This window comes from Lonsdalea quercina subsp. quercina, assembly GCF_000688655.1.
In the GTDB taxonomy this organism is placed as follows: Bacteria; Pseudomonadota; Gammaproteobacteria; order Enterobacterales; family Enterobacteriaceae; genus Lonsdalea; species Lonsdalea quercina.
In genome coordinates this window covers 350,192-375,712 of the sequence record NZ_JIBO01000006.1, presented here as the reverse complement: position 1 = coordinate 375,712, position 25,521 = coordinate 350,192, and the positions used below count along the sequence as shown (strand labels likewise).

The window sequence follows — 25,521 nt, the reverse complement described above, 5'->3', positions numbered from 1 at the left end:
CTCGGTGTGAATACCTTGAATTGAGCGCCCGGCGTTTAGGCAACCCGTAAAATGAAAAGGGGGGGCTGGCGCGACTCGAAGGCAGCGGTTTTCCACCGAGCTTAACGTTTAGGAACTACGAAAATCGATATCAAACAACTTATCTACCTGTGCAATCTGGAAAAGGCACGCCACTTTGGCCGTGCGGCCGAAGCCAGTTTTGTGAGCCAGCCTACGCTCTCCATGCGACTTAAAAATCTGGAGCGTGAACTGGGTTTGTCGCTCATCAACCGCGGTAATAATTTCAACGGTTTCACCGCGGAAGGCGAACGCGTGCTGACCTGGGCGCGCGAAATGGTGATGGTCTATCAAGGGCTGAAGCTGGAAGTCGATGCCCTGAAACGCGGCACGAGCGGGCTGGTGCGCCTCGGTGCCGTCCCGCAGTGTGGTATCGCGGTGTCACAAATGTTAGCCGATGTGCGTCGTGTCTATCCGGAATTGGCTTTTCAGGTGTCGCTGTTCAGCGCCGATCGACTGCTGGAGGCGCTGCAGGCGCATAATGTGGACGTCGGGATCGGCTTTTTCGAACCCGCGCTGCTCGAGGCGCCGCGTTTCCAGGTCAGCTCGCTGGGCGCGCCGCATATGGCTTTGTTATTTAATCCGCAGCATTTTCCTTCGCTACAGGGCGATACGCCGCTTTCGCTGGCTGATGTCGCCGAACTACCGCTGTGCCTGACGGACACCGGACGCTATTTGCGGGGATATCTGGATTCGCTCTGGCAGGACGCCGATGTGACGCCCAATGTGGTGGTAGAAAGCGACTCGGTCTTGCAACTGATACAAAGCGTATTCGTGGGTCTGGGATGCGGTATTGTGCCTCAGGGCAGCCTGCTGCCGGAAATGACGCCGCAGCTGGCGTGGCGCGACCTGACGTTGCCATTGATGCCGCGCACGACGGCCGTGGTGATTTCCGAGCCGGGGAGAGCGACGGCCTTGGCCCAGCATTTCTTCAACGTGGCGGCGGCGTGGTTAGCACGGCAAAACGCAGGATGTGAATAGAACGGGAAAAACAGGGTGTTAGATAGGCGGGGGTAAGGGCGAGAAAACAAGCGAGCCCGTAGGCTCGCTTGCCGGAGGGATTAATCCAGCTCCAGCTCATTCATCGCAGCGATGTTGAAACCGCCGTCGACGTGCAGAACTTCGCCAGAGATCCCGGCAGCCAGATCGGAACACAGGAAGGCGGCGGAGTTGCCGACATCTTCGATGGTCACAACGCGGCGGATCGGCGTGACGGCTTCGCAGTGAGACAGCATCTTTTTGAAGTTTTTAATGCCGGACGCCGCCAGAGTCCGGATCGGACCTGCGGAGATTGCGTTCACGCGCACGCCCTGAGCGCCCATGGCGTTCGCCATGTAACGCACGTTGGCTTCCAGAGACGCCTTCGCCAGACCCATCACGTTGTAGTTGGGGATGGCGCGCTCTGCGCCCAGATAGGACAGCGTCACCAGAGCGGAATTCGGGTTCAGCATCTTGCGGCACGCTTTCGCCATCGCGACAAAGCTGTAAGAGCTGATGTCGTGAGAGATGGAGAATCCTTCGCGCGTCACGGCATCGACGTAGTCGCCGTCCAGCTGGTCGCCCGGTGCGAAGGCGATGGAGTGCACGAAGCCATCAAAGGTCGGCCACACTTTCGCCAACTCGGTGAACAGCGCTTCGATGCTGGCATCTTCCGCAACGTCACATGGCAGAACGATGTTGGAACCGAGTTCGCTGGCAAAACCTTCTACGCGAGACTTCAGTTTGTCGTTCTGATAAGTGAACGCCAGTTCGGCGCCTTCGCGTTGCATCGCCTGAGCGATACCGAATGCGATGGAGCGGTTACTGGCAACGCCCGTTACCAGAATGCGCTTACCATTAAGAAAACCCATAGCAGTATCCTTGTGATCATTATTGCTGCGATCGCCGTTAAAGAATTATTGGTTAATGGCGACCGGTGTGAATAAACCGGGCGATTCTAGCATGAGTGATGCCATATGTAATACTTTGGTCATCACTGCGGCTTTGTGCCCGGGCTGGGTATATTAAAGAACGCCGCCGTCGCTTCGCCAGGCGTCGGCGCTCAATGCTTCGCCAAAATGGCTGGCGATCAGGCGCTTGGTTAAATCGTGCAACGGGGCCGCCAAAACGTCAGCGGTACTGCCGCGTTCCACGACTTCGCCGTTATGCATCACCAAAATCTTATCGCTGATGTGTTTCATCATGCCCAGATGCTGGGTGACGTAGATGTAGGAGATGCCGTGTTTTTCCTGAAGCTCCAGCATCAGATTGATGATTTGAGAACGCATGGACATATCCAGAGACGCCAACGCCTCGTCAGCCACAATCACTTTCGGTTGCAGAATGAGCGCGCGCGCTAGCCCGACGCGCTGTTTCTGACCCGGCGCCAGCGCGTGCGGGTAATACGAGGCATGGTCAGCGCGCAGGCCGACCTGACGCAGCGCCAGATAGACGGCCTTTTCCCGCTCTTCCGGACTGAGCTGCGTATTCAGCCGCAGCGGCAGTTCCAGCAGCTGACCAATACGCTGACGTGGATTCAGCGCGTTGCCGGCATCCTGAAAAATCATGCGAATACGCTGGCTGCGGTAGCCGTAATCGCCATATTTCAGCGGATGGTCGTCGATCACCAGCTGGCCTGAGGTTGGCGGAATGACGCCTGCCAGCATTTTCGCCAGTGTCGACTTCCCGGAACCATTCTCGCCGATAATCGCCAGCGTTTGCCGCTCGCGCAGGGTAAAACTCACCGACTTGACCGCCTCGATGTGCTGCCGCCGGAACAGGCCGGTGCGATAGCGAAACGTTTTGGTGAGATTGCGGGCTTCGAGCAGGGTCTCCACCATCAGGATTCCTCCATATTGAGCGGGAAGTGGCAGGCATACCAATGGTTTTTCGATACGATCAGCGGCGGCGTGATCATGCATTCGCGCTGTGAATAAGGACAACGCGGACCAAGACGACACCCGACCGGCAGATGCTCCAGCGACGGGATCGCGCCGGGCAGCGTATTCAACCGGCTTTTGTGGGGAAGCGCGCGGCCGAAGTCCGGCATTGCGCGGATCAACGCCTGAGTGTAGGGATGGTGCGGGGTGCTGATGAGTTCGCTGCTCAGCGCGCTTTCAACGGTCTGCCCGCAGTACAGTACGTTGATGCGGTTAGCCCATTTACTCATCGTCTGCAGGTCATGGCTGATCAGCAGGATCGTCGTGTTGTTGTTTTGGTTAAGCCGCGACAGCAGGCGGAATATCTGCGCTTGCGTGGTGGCTTCCATCGCATTGGTTGGCTCATCGGCGATCAGGAGCCGGGGCTGATTGGCCAGCGCGATGGCGATCATGACTTTCTGGCACTCCCCTTCGGTCAGCTCATAGGGGTAGCTGCGCATGATGTCCTTGTGGTCCTTGATCCCTACCCGGTGCAGCAGCGCGACGGCGCGGCGTTTACGCCAGTTCAGGCGCTGCCACCAGCGCCCCTTGTAGGTCCAGCCGGGAATAGACTGAACCAGCTGACGCCCGATTTTAGCGGACGGGTCAAGACATGACTGCGGCTCCTGGAAGATCATCGACAGGTTGTGACCCACCAGTTTGCGCCGTTGTCTGGGCGTGAGCTTGAGCATGTCAATGTTGTCAAAGCGGAAACGGTCGGCGGTTACGCGCCAGTTGTCTTTGGTGATGCCGCAGATCGCTTTGGCGATCAGGCTTTTCCCCGACCCGGATTCCCCCACCAGACCGCGGATTTCGCCTTCGCTCAGGCTGATGCTGACGCGATCGACAGCCTTGACCGGCCCTTCGGCGGTCATGAATTCGATGGTCAGATTACGAATGTCCAGTAATGGCATACCTTTTTTCCACCACTATTCGGTTTGTGCCAGCAGAGAACGGCGCAGGCCATCCCCCAGCAGGTTGACGATCAGCACGCTCAGGGTAATCGCGCCCCCGGGCAACATGACGGTCCAGGGCGCGGCGTAAACCAGCTCCAGCGAACTTCCCAACAGCGTTCCCCACTCGGTCGTAGGCAACTGCGCGCCCAGATTGAGAAAGCCCAGCGCGGCAATATCCAGAATGGCGACCGACAAGGCGCGGGTGAATTCGCTGACCAGCAACGGCAAGATATTGGGCAGCACGGCATACCAGATGATATAGCGCGTGGATGCGCCATCCAGACGCGAGGCGATGACGTACTCTTTTTCTAGCTCGTCATGCACGGCGGTGTATATGGTGCGCACCATCCTCGGTAACAGCGCCAGCCACACGGCGAGCATGGCGTGCTCAAGCTTCGGGCCGATAAAGGCGATGACCACAATCGCCAGCAGCAGAGAGGGGATGGAGAGCAGGGTATCCAGAATATGATTCAGGATGGCGGAGCGCAGTCCGTGGGTCACCCCCGCCAGCAGACCGACCAGAATGCCGAATAGCGCCGCACCCAGCGTGACCAACAGCGCGGAGCCGATGGTCGGGGCCGTGCCGCTCAGCAGTCTGCTAAGCAAGTCGCGTCCTAAATCGTCGGTTCCCAAAAAGAACGAGACCTCGCCGTAGTGCGACCACGACGGCGGCAACAGCTGATAGCCGAGGAATTGCTGGTCTACGGCATAAGGGGCGAGGGTGCTGCCGAACAGACACAGCGCAATCAGCATCAGAAAGCCGTAAAACCCGATCATGGCCAGGTGATCCTGTTTGAACATGGTCCAGGTATCACGCCAGCGGCTGGGCTGATGTTTTTCGCGGTAGATGTTATCGGAGAGCATACCATTCCTTGTGTTTCAACGGGTTAGCCATCGCCCCCCAGATATCCGACAGCACGCCGATAGAGGAAACCATCATACCAATCACCATGACGCCTCCCGAAATCGCAGCGTAGTCCTGCTGGCGAATGGCGTTCACCAGCCAGCGTCCTGCGCCCGGCCAGCTGAACACCACTTCGGTAATCATCGCCAGCGTCAGCATGGCGGAAAACTGCAGTCCCAGCTTGGGAATGATGGGCGGCAACGCGTTGTGCAACAAATGACGGCGAATGATGGTGGTACGCGACAGTCCCCGCGTGTAGGCCGCCTTGATGTAGCTTTTGCCGATAATTTCGGTAGTGCTGATCCGCATCAATCGGAACACTTCCGTCGTCGGGGCGACGGACAGCACTGATACCGGCAGAATCAGGTGGCGAACGGCGCTCATCATCATCTCGTCGCGGTAGGGGGACTTCGCCAGCCAGGCGTCAATCAGCGAAAACCCGGTGACGCGCGGCACCTGATAGAGCAAGTCAAAACGGCCGGAGACCGGCAGCCAGCCCAGATGCAGCGAAAAGAACAGCGTCATCAATAGCGCCAGCCAGTAGACCGGCAGCGAGAATCCCAGCAGCGCCAGCCCGCTCAGAATCTTATCCTGCGTTTTGTTTTGCAGGATGCCTGCGGTGATCCCCAGCACGATACCAATGACCAGCGCGAGCGAAAAGGCCAGCACGCACAGCTCTATCGTGGCGGGCAACNCCTCTTTCAGCTGTTCGCTGACCGGTTGTCCGTTGATGCTGGACAGCCCGAAGTTCCATTGGAACAGGCCAACGATATAGAAGCGGTAGGCGTCAAACAGCGCTACGCCTCGCAGCGGGGCGTTCGGCGTGAAATAGAGCAGGCTAAAGCCGACCAGCGTCAGCAGAAATAGCGTCACCACCAGCAATAACAGGCGGCGCAAGGCATAGATAATCACGGCGCGACTCCTTCCATCGGCGGCAATTCCGGAAGTGCAGGCTGCGGCGCATCGCTTTCGCGGTAGACTCCGGCGAAAGAGGTATTGCCGAAGGGACTGAGCACCAACCCTTTCATATCATAACGATAGGCCTGCATGCGCAGCGAGGACGCCAGCGGCAGCACCGGCAGCTGGTCCGCCAGAATTTGGTGCGCCTGCTGGTAGTAATCGATGCGCTTGGAGAGCTGTTGCGACGAAAGCGCGTCCTGCAACACTTGATCGAATCCGCTATCGCACCAGTGGGCATAGTTGGTTTGCGACCGGATGGCGGCGCAGCTGAGCAGGGGGCGGAATACGCTGTCCGGATCGTTGCTGTCCGTGGCCCAGCCGGCGAGGGTCAGGTCGTGATTCATTTCCATCAGGCGCGCTTCCTGAAAGCGGCCCTCGACCGGTATCAGCGTCACTTCAACGCCCACCTGGGCCAGATCGGCCTGAATCAGCTCCGCGGTTTTCACCGGACTGGGGTTGTAGGACTGTGATGTGCTAGGCACCCACAGCTGAAGGTGCAACTGATTCACCCCCAGTTCCTGAAGCATCCGACGGGACTTCTCCGGATTGTACGCGGTGATCTGCGCCTCGCTGTTATAGGCCCATGACGCGCGAGGCAAAATGGAGGCGGCGGTTTCCGCCGTGCCGTAATAAATCGACTGCATCAGGCGGTCATTATTGATTGCCAGCGCCAGCGCATGGCGGACGCGAGGGTCGTCCAGCGGCGGCTTACGCACGTTGAACGCCAGATAGGCGACGTTCATGCCAGGGCGCAGCGACAGACGCAGGCGAGGGTCGTTACGTAGGATGCTGAGCTGACTGGCGGCCGGATAGGCCAGGACATCGCACTCGCCGGTTAGCAGCTTGGACAGCCGTCCGGTGCCGCCCGCGCCAAGGTCAAACACCACCTGTTCCATGCGCGGTTGACCGCGCCAGTAGTCGTTATTGCGCCGCAGACGCACAAACTGTCCGTAGCGATATTCGTTCAGCATGTAAGGGCCGGTGCCGACCGGTTGGCGGTCGATCAGCTCCTTTTTATCCTGCTTTTGCAACTGTTGGGCATATTCAGCCGACAGGACCGGCGCGTAGTGTGTCGCCAGGTGCCACAGGAACGACGCGTCCGGTTTGTTAAGACGGATCTCAATGGCGTAATCGCCGATTTTGCGAATACTCTGCACCGTATCGGCGAACTGCAGGCTGTCGAAATAGGGGTATTCGCCGCCGTTGATGTCGTGAAACGGGTGATGTTCATCCAGCATTCGTTCGAAGCTGAACAGCACGTCGTTTGCGTTCATGGCGCGGGTGGGCGCAAACCATGCGGTGTGTTGAAACGGGACATCGTGGCGCAGCGTGAAGCGGTAGGTCGCGCCGTTGTCCAGCACTTCCCAACGTTGGGCCAGCTCAGGAACCAGGCGATAGGTATAGGGGTCCACGCCGAGCAGGCGATCGTACAGCTGTGCGGCGAGGGTATCCACCATCGCGCCACTGCGCGCCATCTGCGGGTTGAACGTCGTCAGTTCGTCGTTGACGCAATACACGAAGCCGCTGCTGCGAATATCTTCCGGCGGCGTCGGGCTTGGCGTGGGCGGCAACGGTGCAGCCAGCGCGGAACCTGTTAACCAGGCCAACGCTAGCGCAAGAGTATATTTTCCAGACATACGGGAGTTTTCAGGCAATATGCGATAGACAGAGTGTAACGCACTCTGCGTCTCGTCCCAATTCCTTGTCGCCAACCGTCGCCTTTTTCACCATCGTGCGGGCTTGCTTTTTCCATCGGCAGGTCGAGATTTAAAGCTCATTGACCGTGATGGCGTGCTTTTTCAGCAGTCCGCGCAGCTGATGGTAGCTCAGTCCCAGCATCTCGGCGGCCTTGCGCTGGTTGAAGCGGGACTGAGCCAGCGCTCGCTGCAACAGTTGCTGCTCCTGCTGACTCAGCCAGCCGCGCATATCCAGCGGCAGCGCGGGCAGGGTGTCTGGCGCGGTGTCCGGCACCGAGAGAGGCGCGCTCGGTTGAAACGGGTTGATGATGATATGGTCCAGCGGTTCGCTGCTGGTGCCGTGGCGATAAACGGAGCGTTCCACCACATTTTTAAGTTCGCGTACGTTGCCGGGCCAGCTGTAGTCGAGGAGGGTGCGTTGCGCGCGATCGGTCAGCCCAGGGAAAAGCGGAAGTCCCAGCTCCCGGCACATCTGAACGGCAAAATGCTCCGCCAGCAGCATGATGTCCTGCTGACGCTGGCGCAGCGGCGGAAGCTGAACCACGTCGAACGCCAGGCGGTCCAGCAGGTCGGCGCGAAATTTCCCCTGCGCCGCCAGCGCGGGAAGATCGTCGTTAGTGGCGCACACCAAACGCACGTCGACCTGCAAAGATTGTCCGCCGCCCACGCGTTCCAGCACGCCGTATTCGATGACGCGCAGCAGTTTCTCCTGCACCAGCATCGGCGCGGTCGCCAGTTCATCCAAAAACAGCGTGCCGCCGTCGGCGCGTTCGAAACGGCCGAGATGACGCTTTTGCGCGCCGGTGAATGCGCCGGCTTCATGGCCGAACAGCTCCGAGTCCAGCAGGTTTTCATTTAAGGCGGCGCAGTTAAGTGAAATGAACGGCCCTTGCCAGCGGGGAGACAGGTAGTGCAGGCGGCTGGCGATCAGCTCTTTGCCGGTACCGCGCTCGCCGATCACCAACACCGGTTTGTTGAGCTGCGCGAGCTGGGAAACCTGTTCCAGCATTTCGAGGAAGCTGTTGGCTTCCCCCAGCAGCGAGTCTTGTTCGTAGGCCACCTGATCACCTTGTGATATTGACTAACTGTTAGCGAATTTAACCAGCATAGCAGTCGCGCGTCATTCCGTAAAAAATAATAATGCTTTTAAATTCAGTTAACTATTTCTGTTTGCGACATTGGCACGGATATTGAAATACCTGACGAAGAGAACGTGACCCGATACACCGGGGCGGATCCAACGGGCGTACTAAGACGCCGGAAATTATCAAGAGGATAACACTATGGGTATTTTTTCTCGTTTCGCCGACATCGTTAACGCCAACATCACCTCCTTGCTGGACAAGGCGGAAGATCCCCAGAAGCTGGTTCGGCTCATGATTCAGGAAATGGAAGACACGCTGGTCGAAGTGCGTTCCACTTCAGCGCGAGCGCTGGCGGAGAAAAAGCAGCTGGCGCGCCGCATCAGCCAGGCTCACGCCCAACAGACGGAATGGCAGGAAAAAGCGGAGCTGGCGCTGCGTAAAGATAAAGAAGATCTGGCTCGCGCCGCCCTGATTGAGAAGCAGAAGTTGACCGAACTCATCGCCGTGCTGGAGCAGGAAGCAGAGAACGTCGATGAAACGCTGGAGCGCATGAAGCGTGAAATCGGCGAGCTGGAAAATAAACTGACCGAAACTCGCGCACGCCAGAAAGCGCTGACGCTGCGTCATCAGGCCGCCAGCTCTTCGCGCGATATTCGCCGTCAGTTGGATAGCGGTAAGCTGGATGAGGCGCTGGCGCGCTTCGAGCAGTTTGAACGTCGGATCGACTCCATCGAAGCCGAAGGTGAAAGCGTCGGTCTGGGTAAGCAGAAAACGCTGGATCAGCAGTTCACCGAGCTGAAAGCGAACGATGAAATCGACGCGCAACTGGCGGCGTTAAAAGCTAAAGNAAAACCTGCGGAGTAACCGCCAGGGCTGTCGCCGTCGGCGGCAGCCTGAGATACGCATCATGATTATTAAGGAGAGAAAATGGGCGCCTTGGTTCTGACGATGATACCGCTGACCATTTTTCTGCTATTCGTCGCTCCGCTCTGGCTTTGGTTGCATTACAGTCAGCGAAAAAACCGTGCTCAGTTGGGGACGGCGGATATGCAGCAGCTGCACACATTGACGCAAGACGCGCAGCGTATGCGCGAACGTATTGAGACGCTGGAAGAGATTCTGGATGCAAAACATCCGAACTGGAGACAATCCTGATGAGACTGAACCGGAGTGCTAAAAAGCTGTATCTGATGCCGGAAGAGGGCATGATCAAAGGCGTTTGCGCCGGACTGGCCCACTATTTCGACGTGCCGGTGAAGCTGATCCGCCTGATTGCCGTGCTGTCGATCTTCTTTGGCCTGTTCTTCTTTACCGTCGTGGCGTATATCGTGCTGAGCTTTATTCTGGATCCGGCGCCGCCTGCCGCTTACGGGACGCCGGACGCCTCTCCCAACCAACTGTTGGATCAGGCGGATGCGCAGCTGATGGAAAGCGAGCGCCGTCTGCGAGATATCGAGCGCTACATCACTTCAGAAACTTACGGCGTGCGCAGTCAGTTTCGCCAGATGTAATCCTATCTGCCACGGTTAAGCCTGCGCTAACGCCGTGGCCTATCTATGACCCCGACACGTGCGCTTTCGCATTTTGCCGTCGGGCACCATAATAGCGTTGACCTATTATCTTCCTTAGAAGCGACACACAGGGAAAGGAGCGTCATGGCAAATCCCCTGAATCGACTGCAGCAAGACATCGGCGCGCTGATGAATCGCGGCGTCGACCGTCATCTGCGTCTGGCCGTCACTGGCCTGAGCCGCAGCGGAAAAACCGCGTTCATCACGGCGCTGGTCAATCAACTGTTGTCGGTGCATAACGGCGCGCGTCTGCCGCTGTTTTCGCCCGTACGCGAAAACCGTTTGCTGGGTGCGCGACGCATCCCGCAGCGTGATTTGGGCGTACCGCGCTTCGCCTACGACGAAGGCATGGCCGCGCTATACGGCGAGCCGCCGGACTGGCCGACGCCGACGCGCGGCGTCAGCGAGATTAGACTGGCGCTGCGCTACCGCTCCAATGACTCGCTGCTGCGGCATTTCAAAGACAACTCCACGCTGTATCTGGAAATCGTCGACTATCCGGGGGAGTGGCTGCTGGACCTGCCGATGTTGGAGCAACGTTATTTGGACTGGTCCCATCAGATGAGCGGACTGCTTCAGGGCGAACGGCGCACGTGGGCGCAGCCTTGGCTGTCGCTGTGCGAACAGCTGGATCCCTTAGCGCCTGCGGATGAGAACCAACTGGCGGCGGTGGCTCAGGCCTACACGGATTATCTGTTGCGCTGCAAACGGGAAGGCCTGCACTTTATTCAGCCGGGCCGACTGGTGCTGCCCGGCGATCTGGCGGGCGCGCCGGTACTACAATTCTTCCCTTGGCCGCAGAGCCGCGACGGGCAGGAGTCCGCGCTGGCGCAGGCTGACGCATCGACCAACATAGGCATGTTGCGTCAGCGTTTTGATTACTACTGTCAACATGTGGTGAAGGGGTTTTATAAGCAGCACTTCGTGCGCTTTGACCGCCAGATTGTGCTGGTGGACTGCTTGCAGCCGTTGAACAGCGGCGTGCAGGCGTTTAACGACATGCGCCTGGCGCTGACGCAGCTGATGCAGAGCTTTCATTACGGCAAACGCACGCTGTTTCGCCNCCTGTTCTCTCCCTGTATCGACAAGCTGATATTCGCCGCGACAAAGGCGGATCATATCACCACCGATCAGCACGCCAATCTGGTGTCGCTGTTGCAGCAGTTGGTACAGGACGCCTGGCAAAACGCGGCGTTTGAGGGCATCAGCATGGAGTGTGCCGGGATTGCCTCCGTGCAGGCGACGCAAAGCGGTCTGGTCGACCACCAAGGGCAGAAAATTCCCGCGCTGAAGGGCCATCGGCTCAGCGATGGGGAGCCGCTGACGGTCTATCCCGGCGAAGTGCCGTCACGTCTTCCGGGACCGGCATTCTGGCGCGAACAAGGGTTTCATTTCGATGCCTTTCGACCGCCGGAAATGAGCATTGATACGCCGCTGCCGCATATTCGCCTGGATACGGTGATGGACTATTTACTGGGGGATAAAATGCGATGACTGAACCGCTTAAACCACGAATGAGGTTCGAAGAGGCGTCGCCGATGGACTTGCCGCCGACGTTGCGCCCCAACGTGACTTTCGACGAGGAGAACGCTCATCAATTCACGCCCACGCTGACGGAAAACGAGCAGGAAGAGGGGGGGGCGGAAGCCGCCGTCAGCCGCGCGTTGCGTCCACGCCGCAGCCTGTGGCGGCGCATGGCGATGGCTGGCGTCGCGCTGTTTGGCGCCAGCGCCGTCGCGCAGGGCATACAGTCGCTTCACCATGCGTGGCTGAATCAGGACTGGATTTCTCTCGGCGGTATCGCCGCCGGAACGCTGATCGTCGGCGCGGGGGTTGGCTCGCTGGCGATGGAGTGGCGTCGGCTATACCGCCTGCGCCAACGGGCGGAGGCGCGCGACCGCGCCGCCGAGTTGTTGCACAGCCACGGGATGGGCGCGGGGCGTGAATTTTGCGAACAACTGGCGCGGCAGGCGCAACTGGACCACGGACACCCGGCGATGCAGCGATGGCTTGCCTCGCTGCATGAAACCCACAACGACCGGGAAGTGGTGGCGCTGTACGCGGAACTGGTGCAGCCGGTGCTGGACGTGCAGGCGCGGCGAGAAATCAGCCGATATGCAGCCGAATCCGCCCTGATGGTCGCCGTGAGTCCGTTAGCGTTGGTGGACATGGCTTTCATTGCCTGGCGCAACCTGCGGCTGGTCAATCGGATCGCCGCGCTATACGGCATTGAATTGGGCTATTTTAGCCGCATTCGCCTGTTTCGTCTGGTGCTGCTCAATGTCGCTTTCGCCGGCGCATCCGAGCTGGTGCGTGAAATCGGAATGGACTGGATGTCGCAGGATCTCGCAGCCCGACTGTCCGCGCGCGTCGCTCAGGGGTTGGGGGCCGGGCTTCTGACCGCGCGTCTCGGCATCAAAGCGATGGAGCTGTGCCGCCCGTTGCCGTGGCTGGACGATAAGCCGCGCCTGGGGGATTTCCGACGCGAGCTGGTCGGCCAGCTGAAATCCACGCTCGCCGACAAAAAATAATTCGCCTGACCCCGAGCCGCCAACGGTGATCGCAGGAAGGGAAAAGCGTATATTGCATCCACGATGACACCAGGCTGTTCGCCTTTTCATGTGATGCCACTATGCGTAATAACCGACTGCGGTTGCCGCTTCTGATCCTTTTCGCTTTGCTTGCCCTCGCGCTCAATTTGCGCAGCCCCCTAACCGCGATTGCGCCGGTTATCGACCAAATTCGCGCCGATCTTCACATCAGCGTGACCCTCGCGGGGCTGCTGACCACGATCCCCGTGCTGTGCTTCGGCCTGCTGACGCCGTTGGCGTCGCTACTCATCTCTCGCATGGGCATAGAGAGGGCGATTATAGTGTCCCTGATTGGCGCGACGGTGGGGACGCTGCTGCGGCCTATGGGCGGCGTCACGATGGCATTGGCGGGGACGTTGACGATCGGCGCGTCACTGACCGTCGGCAATATCGTCTGCCTGATGGTGATCGCCCGGGACTTCCATCAGCGGCGCAATATGGCCACTGGACTGTACACGGCGGCCATTAATGTCGGCACTATGTTGACTTCCGCGTTGACCGCGCCGCTGGCGCTGCTGTTTGGCTGGCGGGTGGCGCTGGGGATCTGGTGCGTGCTGGCGATAGTGGCGCTGGCGGTCTGGGGACGCGTGATTCAACGCAAACGCGGCGCGCGTCAGCCGGAGAGCGGCTCCGTCCCGATCAAGGTTCAAATTAGCCTGTCGCCGTTGCCGTCGCTCACGTTCTGGCGTCAGCCAATTCTGTGGTATCTGGTGACGGCCTTCACCGTTCACCTTTTCATCTACTACGGCATGACCGCCTGGCTGCCCGCCTACTTAACGCAGGAAGCGGGAATGAGCCTTGCGGAGGCCGGTCTGATCGCCTCGGTCTTCCAAATCACGGCGCTAATCGGTTCGTTCGGCGTACCGATGGTGGCCTCGCTATGGCGCGTACCTCGGGCATTCTTGCTGGCGATCGTCGGCGTATTTTGGATGCTGACGCCGGCGGGGATGTATTACTGGCCGCATCAATGGCCGCTTTGGTCGTTGGCCAGCGGTATCGCGCAGGGCGGCGGCTTTACCGCGATTTTCATGCTGATCATGGACCACGCGCGCGATCTGGATGAAAACCGTCGCTTTTCTTCGGCCGTACAGGGCGTGGGATATTCTCTGGCGTCGGTGGGACCGCTGGTGACCGGCGGGCTTCATACGTTGTTCGGCAACTAGGCCGTCAGCTTCCTGCTGCTGTCCGCACTCTCTATCCTGATGCTGGCGATGGGAGGGGCGATCGCCCTGATGAAGCGGCGTGATGCGCCGCCGCCAGAACACGCCAGGCCTGAGTAGAGTGTCAACTTTTGCTGACACTCTGCTTCATCCGACGACGGCGAATAGGGTATCATTCGGCTTTCGTCCCCCCGCGCGCCTGAAGAAGAAGGTATGTTGATGCGTCTGGAAGTTTTTTGTAAAGACCGTATGGGTCTGACTCGTGAACTGTTGGATCTGCTGGTGCTGCGCAACATCGATCTGCGCGGTATAGAAATTGCCGCTGCCGGACGAATCTATCTCCACGTTGATTCGCTGCGCGTCGAAGATTTTCGGGCGCTGATGGCGGACATCCGGCGTACGCAAGGCGTCAGCGATGTCCGCACCGTTTCGTTTATGCCTTCCGAACGCGAGCATCGCGCGTTGAAAGCGCTGCTGGAATCCATGCCCGAGGCCGTTCTGTCCGTCGATCTTAAAGGTCGCGTCGAAATGATGAACGCCGCAGCGCTGACGCTGTTTGGGCAGACGGCGGATAAAGTCTCTCAGTTGAACATCAACCAATTAATTGGCCGCTACGCCTTTAACCGCTGGCTGGAGCAGGGCGCAAAATCGGAAACGGAGCGCGTCGTGGTCCGCGGCCGGGATTTCCTGTTGGAGGTTACGCCGGTCTATCTGAACGACGAGAGCGGAGATTCAATCGCCTCAGGTGCGCTGATCATGCTCAAATCCACGGCGCGGATGGGGCATCAGCTACAAAATTTGTCCGCGAACGACGACCGCGTTTTCGACACTGTCGTTGCCGTCAGTCCGACAATGCGTCAGGTGATGGAGCGGGCGCGTAAGCTGGCGCCGTTGGATGCGCCGCTGCTGATCGTCGGCGAAACCGGCACCGGTAAAGACATGCTGGCACGCGCTTGTCATCTGCGTAGCCACCGCTCCGCTCAGCCCTTTCTGGCTCTGAACTGCGCGGCTTTGCCGGACGACGTGATGGAAAGCGAGCTTTACGGCCATGCGCCGGGCGCTTATCCGAATGCGCTGGAAGGCAAAAAAGGCTTCTTCGAGCAGGCGAACGGCGGATCGGTGCTGCTGGATGAGGTCGGCGAAATGTCGCCCCAAATGCAAACCAAGCTGCTGCGTTTTCTCAACGATGGGACGTTCCGACGGGTGGGGGAAGAGCACGAGCTGCACGTTGACGTGCGGGTGATTTGCGCTACGCAGAAGAATCTGTTGGAACTGGTGCAGCGCGGCCAGTTCCGGGAAGATCTTTATTACCGCCTGAACGTGTTGACGCTGGAGCTTCCGCCTTTGCGGGCGTGTCCGGAAGACGTCATGCCGCTGGTCGAGCTGTTCGTCGCGCGTTTTGCGGACGAACAGGGAATGCGTCATCCGCGCATCGCGCCCGAAGTGCGACAACTTCTGCCCCAATATGGCTGGCCGGGCAACGTGCGGCAGTTGAAAAATATCATTTACCGGGCGCTGACCCAGTTGGACGGCGACACGCTGACTCTGCAGGATATCGACTTACCCGCGTTCTCCTCTGCGCTGGCGCACAGCGAAACGCTGCTGGAAGGTTCACTGGATGACATCACCAAACGGTTCGAACGCTCCGTTCTGACTCGCCTTTACCAGAGCTATCCCAGCACGCGCAAGCTGGCTAAACGACTGGGCGTATCCCATACTGCTATCGCCAACAAGCTGCGCGAGTATGGGCTGAGCGCACGTAAAGCGCCGGGCGACGAGGAGTCATCCTCCTAAAGGTTGCGACGTGGCAGTACGTCCTGACGGTTCGCTGATTTCCTTTACCGTGATGTGTCGTCCGCCATCTCATCGGCATGAGCCAAGACCTTGCTCCTCGTCGGCCGCACGGCGACCTGAATCCATCACTCTTTTCAGTCTGTGAGAGGTCGGCGGGCAAGACTGTCGCGTCTCTCTTACCCACGCATTAACGCGTAGGGATCAGCGAGTACATGGCGGCGTCGGTGGGGTGGCCGTGGATGACCAGACGGTTGTAAGCGATGCCTTCGAAACGCGCTCCGGCTTTTTCTGCGATGCGGCGGCTCGGCAGGTTGTGTTCAGCCGCGATAATCTCCAGTCGGGTAAGCCCCAGCTGGTCGAAACCGAAAGCGGTGATCGCCTTTACGGCCTCGAGAGCGATCTGCTGCCCTTGCTCGGATTGACGCACCCAATAGCCGATGTTCCCCATCTGATAGCCGGATTGAATGCTGTTGATGCCGACGGAGCCCATCAGCCGCCCGGAGTTTTGTTCAATGATGGCAAGGTCAAACGCCATACCTTCCTTAATCCGCAGCGCGCTCTGGGCGACCCAGCGTGACATCTCGGGGATGCTGTATTCATCGGTGCACCAAGACAGCCAGCGCCCAAGGGTATCTTTGGACTCACGTACGGCCTCAGCGAGCTGCGGGATATCGTCCGGGGTGAAAGGGCGAATAAAAAAACGGGGCGTGATTAACGGAAACATGGTGCATTCTCCTGCTTTTCGATAGGACGCAACCTCGGCGTTTCAGACGGGGAAATCCAGCCGGGCCAATTTTTCCAGCATCTGTTTATCCTGCGCCTCAGCGGGCATGTAGACCAGCATGCGATCGCCGTTATGGCTGGCCGTCCACCAGTTNATCTGCCGCAGAGAAATGACGCCCAGCAGCGGATGCTGGAAACGCTTCACCTTGTTTATCACGCCCTGTATTTCATAGCGTTGGTGCCAAAGCTGGCGAAACAGCTCTGATTCGTTCAGGCAGCGCTGCAACAGCGTTTCCCATAGCGGTTCACCGCTGTGTTCCACCAGCCGCGCTCGAAACATGGCGACCATGTTGGGAAGAAATTCCTGCAAGTCCGCCAGGCCTTTCTGCCAGTCAGGGTGCGTGAAGGCCAGATAGATGCAGTTACGATCTTCATGCGGGATCTGATTCAAATCGATATTGAGCAGCCGGCACCAGGATTGATTGAAGCCCAGAATGCTGAAGCGGGCGTTGACGATGACGGCGGGATAAGGGTTAAGCTGGTCCAGAATTGTCTGGCTGTCTTCGTTGATTTTCTCGCAGCTGGCGCGCACTGTTGGCGAAAAGGGCAGTTCTGCCAACATGAACAGGTGCCGGGTCTCCNCCTCGTTAAACTGTAGCGCTTTGGCGATCGCCAGCAGCGTTTTTACGGACGTTTTGATAGGGCGTCCCTGTTCCAGCCAGGTGTACCAAGTGATACCGACATCCGCCAGCAGGGCGACGTCTTCTCGACGCAGCCCCGGCGTACGCCGCTTACGCGGGGTAGACAGCCCTAACCGCTCCGGGTCCAGACTCTCTCTGCGTGTGCGCAGGAATTTCCCCAGCGTAAGCCTGCGGTTTTGTTCGGTACTGTCAGGAAGGGGGGCCGTGGTTAGTGCTGACATATCAAGGACTCCGCGCCAGACAGGTGGAATTTATACCAGGATAATCAAGAACTGGTACCCGTTTTCATTAACCACGATGCTAGCGCTCGTGGATAACGAATACAATGGGTACACACAATGAAGCAAGGATCACCATTACATGGGTTGAGTCGTCTCGGGCTGGTGGTATTACTGGCCGGGCAACTCCTGCCGATGATTGATTTTTCCATCGTTAACGTCGCTCTGGAATCTATCGCCCGTTCGCTCTCCGCGAGTCCGGCGGAACTGGAGCTGATTGTCGCGGTTTACGGTGTAGCGTTCGCCGTCGCGTTGGCGATGGGCGGACGTCTGGGCGATAACCTCGGGCGGCGGCGGATTTTTATGGCAGGCGTAGCCGTGTTCGGCGTGGCCTCGCTGTTATGCGGTATTGCGCAGTCCGTATGGCTACTGCTGTTTGCGCGGACGCTGCAAGGGATTGGCGCCGCGCTGTCCGTCCCGCAAATCCTGGCGACGATCCATGTCTGCCTGAGCGGACGGCGGCATGCCCGGACGTTAGGGCTCTACAGCGCCATCGGCGGATTGGCCTTCATCATTGGACAAGTGCTGGGCGGAACCCTGCTGAAGCTGGATATTGGTGGATACGGCTGGCGCAGCGCCTTTCTGGTGAATTTGCCGTTCTGCCTGCTCATTCTGATTTTTGCGCCGTTTTGGGTGCCGAACACCCGTAGCGATAAGCGCAAGGCGATTGATTTTCCCGGCACCGTATTGCTGGCGCTGGCCCTGTCATGCCTGCTGTTTCCTCTGGCTTTGGGGCCGCTATGGCACTGGCCCTTGAGCTGTATCGCGACGCTGGCGGCGAGCTTTGGCCTGTTTCCGCTGTTGTGGTGGGTTGAACGACGTCAAGAGCGACGTCGGCAGGAGCCTTTACTGCCTCCCGCGCTGTTCCGCCTTTCCAGCGTTCGTTTCGGTTGCGCCATTGCCCTGCTGTTTTTCTCCAGCTGGAGCGGCTTCATGTTTATCGTCGCCTATGTACTGCAATCCGGCGCCGGATTTTCGCCTCTGGAATCTGGCAACAGCTTCATCGGGTTGGGGACGGCGTATTTCATTGCCTCGTTGCTTAGCAGCCGGGTGACGGAACGCAAGGGCAATATTCCTACCTTAATGATCGGCAGCGCTATCCAGATGAGCGGACTGCTGCTGCTCATGGCCACGCTGGCTTTGGTCTGGCCTGAGCCAACGCTGTGGACGCTATTGCCCGCGACCTGTCTGATCGGGTTTGGTCAGGCTTTTATCGTCAGCAGCTTTTATCGCATTTTTTTATCGGATGTACCGCTATCTCATGCAGGATCGGGCGGCGCGCTGTTGTCCACGGTACTGCAGACGGCGATGGGAATGGGGCCTATCGTTTTAGGCTCCGTGCTGGTTCATCTGCTGCATAGGTTTCAGGGACGCCATGACGTTGCGCTGATCGCCTCGTTGGGCGTGGAGTGGAGTGTGATGTTGCTGTTGGTGGTTGGGGCATGCTGGATGCATCGACGAAACAGGCGGTCCGAAACGAATCAAAGTGAGAGGAAAGCTCTGGCTGTGGGCGAGTGAGGAAGAGCAGCACCCCGGCGCGGTCGGCCGGGATGCTGAGGCAGGGGATTCCGCTTATTTCAGGGAAGCCAGCGCCTTATCGTAGTTTGGTTCAGTCGTGATTTCGTCGACCAGTTCGCTGTGCAGCACAACGTCATTTTCATCCAGCACAACGACGGCGCGCGCCGTTAATCCCTTCAGACCGCCATCGGCGATAGCAACGCCGTAGTTTTCTTTGAACTCGGCGCCACGCAGCGTGGAGAGCACGTCCACGTTGTTCAGCCCTTCTGCGCCGCAGAAACGCGCCTGAGCGAAAGGCAGATCCGCAGAGATGCACAGTACGACGGTGTTGCTCAGCTCAGAAGCCAGCTGATTAAATTTACGCACGGAGGTCGCGCAAACACCGGTATCAATGCTCGGGAAAATGTTCAGGATTTTACGTTTGCCCGCGTAATGGCTCAGCGGAATATCAGAAAGGTCTTTTGCCACCAGTGAGAAAGCCTTGGCCTTGCTGCCTACAGCGGGGAATTCGCCGGAAACCGGTAGCGGTTGACCTTGGAAGNGTACATTCTTTGACATGGTTGCGTCCTTTATTACAGGTGGTTAACAAGGTGTTCAGTGTAGGGCAACATTATCAACATTGGTATAAAAAAGTAAGTCGACTTAAGACGACCTAAGTCTCGGTTAAGTCACGTTTTAACCTTTTCCTCGGCGGAATAGCAGACTTTTAGCGCGGTATCCTTTTCCCCAAGGGCCATGCAGCGATGCTGCGGGGACCTTATCGATGAATGTTTGGATTTGGCGTCATTCCGATAGGCAAAATCTGATTTCAAGCTATGATAATGCATCGCCCGAAAGGGGGATTTATGTCGTTTTTCAGAGGGATCCGTAGAGAAAATACCGTGATAGAAGAAATGTTGACCTCAGCGCTGAATGACCGATTTTTACAGGTTCGTTGGGGCCGGTATCTTTTGCGACCCGCGCAGCAGCTATTTTAAGGAACGAACACATGATGCCATTTCGCTATTCCGCCCTTTGCGCCGGACTGCTGGCGACGCTGACCGGCGCCGTCAACGCCGCGCAGGTTCCCGCCGGCACCGTGCTGGACGTCAAACAAGAAGTGGTCCGCCATATCAAGGATGAACCCGCCTCTCTGGACCCGATCAAAGCCGTCGGATTGCCTGAAATTCCGGTGATACGCGACCTGTTCGAAGGGCTGGTGAATCAGGATGAGCACGGCAATCCCGTTCCCGGTGTGGCAGAGCGCTGGCAGACCAGCGACAACCGCACGTTTACGTTTATCCTGCGCAATAACGCACGCTGGTCCAACGGCGATCCGGTCACCGCGAAGGACTTTGTCTACAGCTGGCGTCGTCTGGTCACGCCGGCCAACACCTCCTCATTCAGCTGGTTCGCTAGTCTGGCCGGGATGGTCAACGCCGACGAAATTCTGGCGGGTAAATTGCCTCCCGACCAACTGGGCGTCGTCGCGATGGATGACCACACGCTGAAGGTGATGCTGAGTCGGCCGGTGCCGTATTTCGTCAATCTGATGGCGAACTTCAGCCTGTTTCCCGTCCATCGGGCCACGGTGGAAAAATACGGCGCTGACTGGACTCGCCCCGGCCACCTAGTGGGCAATGGCGCGTTCAAGCTGGACGAACGCGTGGTCAATGAAAAGTTGGTGCTGACGCCGAACGAAAACTATTGGGATCATGCTCACACGGTCCTGCGCAAAGTGACCTATCTGCCGATCAGTCAGGAGTCTAACGCCGCCAAGCGCTATCTGGCCGGCGATATCGACATCACCGAATCGTTTCCAAAAAACCAGTATCAAAAACTGTTGAAGACGCTGCCGGGTGAGGTATATACGCCTCCTCAATTGGGCACCTATTACTATGCTTTCAACACACAAAGAGCGCCGACCAGCGATCAGCGGGTGCGCAAGGCGTTGTCGTTTGCGATTGACCGACAGGTGATTGCTCAGAAGGTCTTGGGAACAGGCGAGAAACCGGCCTACCGTCTGACGCCGGACGTGACCTCCGGATTCACGCCGGAACAGAACGAGCTGGAGCAGTACTCGCAGGCTGAACTGGATGCGCAGGCCAAGGCGCTGATGGGCGCGGCCGGTTACGGTCCGGGCAACCCACTAAAGTTGTCCCTGCTGTATAACACGCAGGAAACCAATAAACAGGTGGCTATCGCCGTCGCCTCCATGTGGAAAAAAACGCTGGGTGTCGATGTCAAACTGGTCAACCAGGAATGGAAGACCTATATCGATAACCGAAATAGCGGTAATTTCGACGTCGTGCGTGCTTCCTGGGTCGGCGACTACAACGAACCCTCGACGTTTTTATCGCTGATGACCGCACAGCACAGCGGCAATATCTCGCGCTTCAAAAATGCGGAGTACGATCGGCTGATGAAGAACAGTGGCGGGCAGACCGACAGCCAGAGGCTGAATCAGGAGTACAATCAGGCCGAGCGAATCCTCACCCATGAAGCGCCGATTGCGCCCATTTACCAGTACACCAACGCCCGCTTGATTAAACCCTGGGTCAAGGGCTATCCCATTAATAATCCTGAAGATACGGCTTACAGCCATATGCTCTATATCACCAAACACTGATCTCGCGCGCGCCGCGGCCGGCCGCCGCGGGGTCGTTGCCGTTATGGTCAGAAACGCTAAGATAGTGACTAAGGGGAGTCAATGGGAGAAACCGAGTGGAAGCAGACGTGATTAATGGAACCGCATTGCAGCGCACGGGCGCCGTATTTTCTTATCAGTTGGATGGAAAAGGCGGCGTCATTTCCATCAAAGATAACGAAATCGTCAACAACACTCAGCCCTGCTGGCTGCATCTGGACTCTACCCAACCCGAAAGCAGCCGCTGGCTGCAGGAAACCCGGTTGTTGCCCGATACGGTGCGCGACGCGTTGTCAGGAGAAAGCGCGCGGCCCCGCGTCAGTCGGCTGGGGGAAGGCACGCTGATAACGCTCCGCAGCATCAATTACAATGGCGACGCGCGGCCGGATGAGCTGGTGGCGCTCCGCATCTACATTACCGATAAACTGATTGTCTCAACGCGCCGCCGCAAAGTGGCGGCCATCGATGCCGTGATGAGCGACTTGAAAGAAGGCAATGGCCCGACGGATAGCAGCAGTTGGCTGGTGTCCATCGCCGAGGCGCTGACTGACGATACCAGCGAGTTCATCGACCAGCTTCACGAGCGCATTATCGACCTGGAGGATGCGCTGCTGGAACAGGCGATGCCTGCGCGCGGCGAGCTATCGCTAATCCGTAAACAGCTGATTGTACTGCGCCGTTACATGACGCCGCAGCGCGATATTTTCTCTCGTCTGTCGGGGGAAAAACTTTTCTGGCTCCAGGATGATGATCGTCGCCGGATGATGGAAATTGCCGAACGGTTGGGAAGGGGACTGGAAGACCTGGACGGCAGCATTGCCCGCACTGCTGTCATCGCGGATGAGATCAACACCCTGATGGCGGAGTCGATGAACCGGCGAACATATAATATGTCGGTGCTGGCAATGCTGTTTCTACCGACGACCTTTCTTACGGGGTTGTTCGGCGTCAATTTGGGGGGCATCCCAGGCTCAGGCAGTTCGATTGGCTTTATCTCCTTCTGCATGATGCTGGTCTTTATGGTGCTAATGGTTGCGTGGTGGTTAAAACGAAGTAAGTGGATGTAAAATCCGCCAAATTTCAAGTTAGGAAATGCGATATTATCGCCCGGCACTCAAAAGAATCGTTCAACTTTGAGCAACATCAACATTCCAGAACGGCGCATACGGCAAGATTCCGGCTGCAGGTGAATGCAACGTCAAGCGATGGGCGTTGCGCTCCATATTGTCTTACTTCCTTTTTTGAATTACTGCATAGCACATTTAATTCACACCAAGCCGGCAATGTTATGCCGGCTTTTTTTTCATCTGCATCACAACGCCCCGCGCTAAAAACAAAAACGGCCGGTACAGAGACCGGCCGCTTCAGACGAATTACCGCCTTTATTTAACTTCGACGACGTCCAACCGCTGATCGGCGGGCGGCGCAATCTCATCATCCCCAGGCTGCCAGCCCAGCGGCTGTAGCGGGAATGTTTCCCGATCGAACGCCAGATCGCCGCCGTCCACTACGTCGCTGTTATGTGTGATGGATTTGAAGTCGAACAGCGTTTCGTCGGCGAGATGGGATGGCACGACGTTTTGTATGGCGGTGAACATGGTTTCGATGCGTCCCGGATAGCGCTTATCCCAGTCGCGCAGCAGATCTTTAATCACCTGACGCTGCAGGTTGGGCTGCGAGCCGCACAAATTACAAGGGATGATCGGGAAGTGCTTCGCCTCGGCGAAACGCTCGATATCCTTTTCCCGACAGAAGGCCAGCGGGCGGATTACGACGTGTTTACCGTCGTCGCTCATCAGCTTGGGCGGCATGCCTTTGAGCTTGCCGCCGTAAAACATATTCAGGAACAGAGTCTGCAATATGTCGTCGCGATGGTGGCCGAGCGCAATTTTGGTGGCCCCGAGTTCGGTGGCGGTGCGGTACAAAATGCCGCGGCGTAGACGCGAGCAGAGCGAACAGGTGGTTTTACCCTCGGGGATCTTCTCTTTGACGATCCCGTAGGTGTTCTCTTCAACAATTTTATACTCGACGCCCAGGCTGTCGAGATACTCCGGCAACACGTGCTCCGGGAACCCCGGCTGTTTCTGATCCAGATTCACGGCGACCAGCGAGAACTGAATCGGCGCGCTCTGCTGCAGGTTGCGCAATATTTCCAGCATGGTGTAGCTGTCTTTGCCGCCGGAGAGGCACACCATGATACGGTCGCCGTCTTCGATCATATTAAACGCGGCGATGGCCTCGCCCACGTTGCGGCGCAAGCGCTTCTGGAGTTTATTCAGGTTGTACTGCTGTTTGGGCGTCACCGATTGAATTTCTGACATTTCACTGTGGCTCACGTTCAGGTTTAGGCAGGGTTAGGGCATAAAGCTTATGGCGGGCAAGTTTATCATCAAGCGTCGCCACAATCGCTATCTCATTGTTCTCATCGTTTTGCATCAACGCCGGACGGCGATTTCTCCGTCATTTTAACGTGGAGAGTCGCTTCTTGGCCGTTTTGATGTGGCCTTGTTTTTCATTTTGCAAAAAACTTTCACTGCTAACGGCTTGCCGGTCTGCTAACACGCAATAAACTGTGGTAAATAGGATTGGGACTAATCGGGCGATGAGGGCGGGACATGAAGGTGTGGCAGGGGATGTTGGCGGGGATGGCGCTGGCGCTGGCCGGGTGCGGCAGCAGTGAAAAAACGGCGGAGGAGAACGCCGTCGTGCCGGCGGATGCGGTGACGTTGTCCGCTCAGGAAATAACAGCCTGGCAGGGTAAGGACTCTGCCGCGGCTGCCTGTACGCTGGCTGGCGGGCGAATTGGCTTAGCCCGCCAATTGAACGGCGCCAGCGTAGGAACCTGTCTGCTGACCAACGGACGTCGCTGCGNCGCCCAGTCGCTGGAAGATGGCTCCTGCCTGGCCGGAGGATTCCGCTAGCCGATCTGTGGCGATATTACGTCAGTGCGAACGGGCAGTCTTCGCCGAGGCTTATCTGACGCAGGCTTTGCAGCGTGGTGCCGGCAATGCTGGTTAGCGCTTCTTCCGTCAGAAACGCCTGATGTCCCGTAAAAAGCACGTTGTGGCAGGCGGAAAGCCGACGGAAAATATCATCCTGAATGACGTCGTTCGAGTTATCAATAAAGAACAGCGTGTGTTCGTTTTCATAGACATCCAGTCCCAGCGCGCCGAGCTTTTGCTGTTTGAGGGCGTCGATCGCGGCCTGCGAATCAATGAGACCGCCTCGGCTGGTATTGATGACCATCACGCCGTCTTTCATTTGCGAAAAAGCGACCTCGTTGAGCAGATGGTGATTCTCCGGCGTGATGGGGCAGTGCAGCGAGATGACGTCCGATTCCGCGTACAGCGTTTTTAGATCGACATATTCCGTCCCTAACTCTCTGGCCTGCGGATTCGGATAAGGATCGAACGCCAGCAGCCGCATGCCGAATCCTTTCAGGATGCGCAGCGTGGCCACCCCGATTTTTCCCGTACCAATAATCCCCGCCGTACGACGATGCATGTTGAAACCAATCAGCCCTTCCAGTGAGAAGTTGGCATCGCGGGTGCGCTGATAGGCGCGATGAATTCGCCGGTTTAAGCTCATCATCATACCGACGGTATGTTCCGCCACGGCTTCGGGTGAATAGGCCGGCACGTAAACCACGGCTATCCCCAGCGTTCTGGCCGCGTCAAGATCGACGTTATTGAAACCCGCGCAGCGCAACGCCACGATCTTGACGCCGAGGGCCGCCAGTTCGGTCAGCACTTCGCGCCCGCCGTCGTCGTTGACGAAAATACACACGGCATCGAATCCCTCGGCGGTTTTCACCGTCTGCGGGCTCAGCATGAAGTCGTAGTACTCCATCTGGTAGCCATAGTCCTGATTGACACGGTCCAAATATTTACGGTCGTACTGTTTGGTGCTGTAGACAGCCAGTTTCATCATCGGATACCCCGCTATTTTTAGGTTAGGCTAGCATAAAATAGTGAGTGTGATAGGAACCCCACCGCCAAAACAT

Annotated in this window: 24 protein-coding genes; 12 read left to right on the top strand and 12 right to left on the bottom strand. The window is 57.9% G+C overall.

The annotated features are described in order from the left end of the window. Nucleotides 1-123: 123 nt before the first annotated feature. Entirely contained in the window at nt 124-1,038 is a 915-nt protein-coding gene (locus tag RZ35_RS06775; RefSeq protein WP_026742620.1) for a LysR family transcriptional regulator, read from the top strand. Between the two features lie 80 nt (nt 1,039-1,118). On the opposite strand, the gene fabI is transcribed toward RZ35_RS06775, so the two are convergent. The 7 genes from fabI to pspF all read right to left on the bottom strand — a co-directional run bounded on the left by fabI (nt 1,119) and on the right by pspF (nt 8,531). Further along, entirely contained in the window at nt 1,119-1,907 is a 789-nt protein-coding gene (gene fabI, locus RZ35_RS06770; RefSeq protein WP_026740265.1) for an enoyl-ACP reductase FabI, read from the bottom strand. 153 nt (nt 1,908-2,060) lie between these two features. Further along, entirely contained in the window at nt 2,061-2,876 is an 816-nt protein-coding gene (gene sapF / locus RZ35_RS06765) for a putrescine export ABC transporter ATP-binding protein SapF (protein WP_026742619.1), read from the bottom strand. Further along, the gene (sapD, locus tag RZ35_RS06760; RefSeq protein WP_026742618.1) at nt 2,876-3,868 is read right to left on the bottom strand and encodes a putrescine export ABC transporter ATP-binding protein SapD; all 993 of its coding nucleotides are present in this window, start codon (nt 3,866-3,868) and stop codon (nt 2,876-2,878) included. The genes sapF and sapD overlap by 1 nt, the downstream gene beginning before the upstream one ends. 15 nt (nt 3,869-3,883) lie before the next feature. Further along, entirely contained in the window at nt 3,884-4,774 is an 891-nt protein-coding gene (gene sapC / locus RZ35_RS06755) for a putrescine export ABC transporter permease SapC (protein WP_026742617.1), read from the bottom strand. Next, nucleotides 4,761-5,726, bottom strand: a complete 966-nt coding sequence (gene sapB / locus RZ35_RS06750; protein WP_026742616.1) for a putrescine export ABC transporter permease SapB — start codon at nt 5,724-5,726, stop codon at nt 4,761-4,763. Before sapB ends, sapC begins: the two co-directional genes overlap by 14 nt. After that, nucleotides 5,723-7,411 carry an ABC transporter substrate-binding protein SapA gene (gene sapA / locus RZ35_RS06745; protein WP_026742615.1) on the bottom strand — a complete coding sequence of 563 codons (1,689 nt, stop codon included), beginning with the start codon at nt 7,409-7,411 and terminating at the stop codon, nt 5,723-5,725. The genes sapB and sapA overlap by 4 nt, the downstream gene beginning before the upstream one ends. Before the next feature lie 130 nt (nt 7,412-7,541). Then, complete coding sequence (gene pspF, locus RZ35_RS06740; RefSeq protein ID WP_026742614.1) at nt 7,542-8,531, bottom strand: phage shock protein operon transcriptional activator; 990 nt, start codon at nt 8,529-8,531, stop codon at nt 7,542-7,544. 223 nt (nt 8,532-8,754) lie between these two features. Between pspF and pspA the strand changes: the two genes are divergently transcribed. The 7 genes from pspA to tyrR all read left to right on the top strand — a co-directional run bounded on the left by pspA (nt 8,755) and on the right by tyrR (nt 15,672). Beyond that, on the top strand, nt 8,755-9,420 hold the full coding sequence (gene pspA, locus RZ35_RS06735; protein ID WP_026742613.1) for a phage shock protein PspA: 666 nt from the start codon (nt 8,755-8,757) through the stop codon (nt 9,418-9,420). Between the two features lie 63 nt (nt 9,421-9,483). Then, nucleotides 9,484-9,711 (top strand): envelope stress response membrane protein PspB, encoded by a 228-nt coding sequence (gene pspB / locus RZ35_RS06730; protein WP_026742612.1) that lies wholly within the window; start codon nt 9,484-9,486, stop codon nt 9,709-9,711. Continuing rightward, on the top strand, nt 9,711-10,067 hold the full coding sequence (gene pspC, locus RZ35_RS06725; protein WP_026742611.1) for an envelope stress response membrane protein PspC: 357 nt from the start codon (nt 9,711-9,713) through the stop codon (nt 10,065-10,067). Before pspB ends, pspC begins: the two co-directional genes overlap by 1 nt. A gap of 156 nt (nt 10,068-10,223) precedes the next feature. Then, complete coding sequence (locus RZ35_RS06720; RefSeq protein WP_026742610.1) at nt 10,224-11,621, top strand: YcjX family GTP-binding protein; 1,398 nt, start codon at nt 10,224-10,226, stop codon at nt 11,619-11,621. Further along, nucleotides 11,618-12,658 carry a YcjF family protein gene (locus RZ35_RS06715; protein ID WP_026742609.1) on the top strand — a complete coding sequence of 347 codons (1,041 nt, stop codon included), beginning with the start codon at nt 11,618-11,620 and terminating at the stop codon, nt 12,656-12,658. The genes RZ35_RS06720 and RZ35_RS06715 overlap by 4 nt, the downstream gene beginning before the upstream one ends. Before the next feature lie 101 nt (nt 12,659-12,759). Then, the gene (locus tag RZ35_RS06710) at nt 12,760-13,881 is read left to right on the top strand and encodes an MFS transporter (protein WP_081825701.1); all 1,122 of its coding nucleotides are present in this window, start codon (nt 12,760-12,762) and stop codon (nt 13,879-13,881) included. A 216-nt stretch (nt 13,882-14,097) separates the two neighbouring features. Next, nucleotides 14,098-15,672 (top strand): transcriptional regulator TyrR, encoded by a 1,575-nt coding sequence (gene tyrR / locus RZ35_RS06705; protein WP_026742608.1) that lies wholly within the window; start codon nt 14,098-14,100, stop codon nt 15,670-15,672. Nucleotides 15,673-15,859: 187 nt separating this feature from the next. Here tyrR and RZ35_RS06700 read toward each other — a convergent pair whose 3' ends face one another. Next, nucleotides 15,860-16,396: a GNAT family N-acetyltransferase gene (locus RZ35_RS06700; RefSeq protein ID WP_026742607.1), complete on the bottom strand. Its 537-nt coding sequence runs from the start codon at nt 16,394-16,396 to the stop codon at nt 15,860-15,862. A 42-nt stretch (nt 16,397-16,438) separates the two neighbouring features. Next, nucleotides 16,439-17,317: a helix-turn-helix transcriptional regulator gene (locus RZ35_RS06695; RefSeq protein WP_026742606.1), complete on the bottom strand. Its 879-nt coding sequence runs from the start codon at nt 17,315-17,317 to the stop codon at nt 16,439-16,441. A 117-nt stretch (nt 17,318-17,434) separates the two neighbouring features. Between RZ35_RS06695 and RZ35_RS06690 the strand changes: the two genes are divergently transcribed. Beyond that, a complete protein-coding gene (locus tag RZ35_RS06690) occupies nt 17,435-18,892 on the top strand; it encodes an MFS transporter (protein ID WP_026742605.1) in 1,458 nt (485 codons plus the stop codon). 54 nt (nt 18,893-18,946) lie between these two features. Here the strand turns inward: RZ35_RS06690 and tpx are convergent, their stop codons facing one another. Continuing rightward, nucleotides 18,947-19,450 carry a thiol peroxidase gene (tpx, locus tag RZ35_RS06685; RefSeq protein WP_026742604.1) on the bottom strand — a complete coding sequence of 168 codons (504 nt, stop codon included), beginning with the start codon at nt 19,448-19,450 and terminating at the stop codon, nt 18,947-18,949. Between the two features lie 433 nt (nt 19,451-19,883). Between tpx and RZ35_RS06680 the strand changes: the two genes are divergently transcribed. Both RZ35_RS06680 and zntB read left to right on the top strand, forming a co-directional pair. Continuing rightward, the gene (locus RZ35_RS06680; protein ID WP_026742603.1) at nt 19,884-21,500 is read left to right on the top strand and encodes a peptide ABC transporter substrate-binding protein; all 1,617 of its coding nucleotides are present in this window, start codon (nt 19,884-19,886) and stop codon (nt 21,498-21,500) included. Between the two features lie 95 nt (nt 21,501-21,595). Then, nucleotides 21,596-22,585 carry a zinc transporter ZntB gene (gene zntB, locus RZ35_RS06675; RefSeq protein WP_026742602.1) on the top strand — a complete coding sequence of 330 codons (990 nt, stop codon included), beginning with the start codon at nt 21,596-21,598 and terminating at the stop codon, nt 22,583-22,585. 315 nt (nt 22,586-22,900) lie between these two features. Here the strand turns inward: zntB and ttcA are convergent, their stop codons facing one another. Beyond that, nucleotides 22,901-23,839 carry a tRNA 2-thiocytidine(32) synthetase TtcA gene (ttcA, locus tag RZ35_RS06670; RefSeq protein WP_026742601.1) on the bottom strand — a complete coding sequence of 313 codons (939 nt, stop codon included), beginning with the start codon at nt 23,837-23,839 and terminating at the stop codon, nt 22,901-22,903. Between the two features lie 294 nt (nt 23,840-24,133). Here ttcA and RZ35_RS06665 point away from each other — a divergent pair, with 294 nt between their 5' ends. After that, nucleotides 24,134-24,439, top strand: a complete 306-nt coding sequence (locus tag RZ35_RS06665) for a putative hemolysin (protein ID WP_026742600.1) — start codon at nt 24,134-24,136, stop codon at nt 24,437-24,439. A 16-nt stretch (nt 24,440-24,455) separates the two neighbouring features. On the opposite strand, the gene RZ35_RS06660 is transcribed toward RZ35_RS06665, so the two are convergent. Further along, complete coding sequence (locus RZ35_RS06660; protein WP_026742599.1) at nt 24,456-25,445, bottom strand: 2-hydroxyacid dehydrogenase; 990 nt, start codon at nt 25,443-25,445, stop codon at nt 24,456-24,458. Nucleotides 25,446-25,521 lie beyond the last annotated feature (76 nt).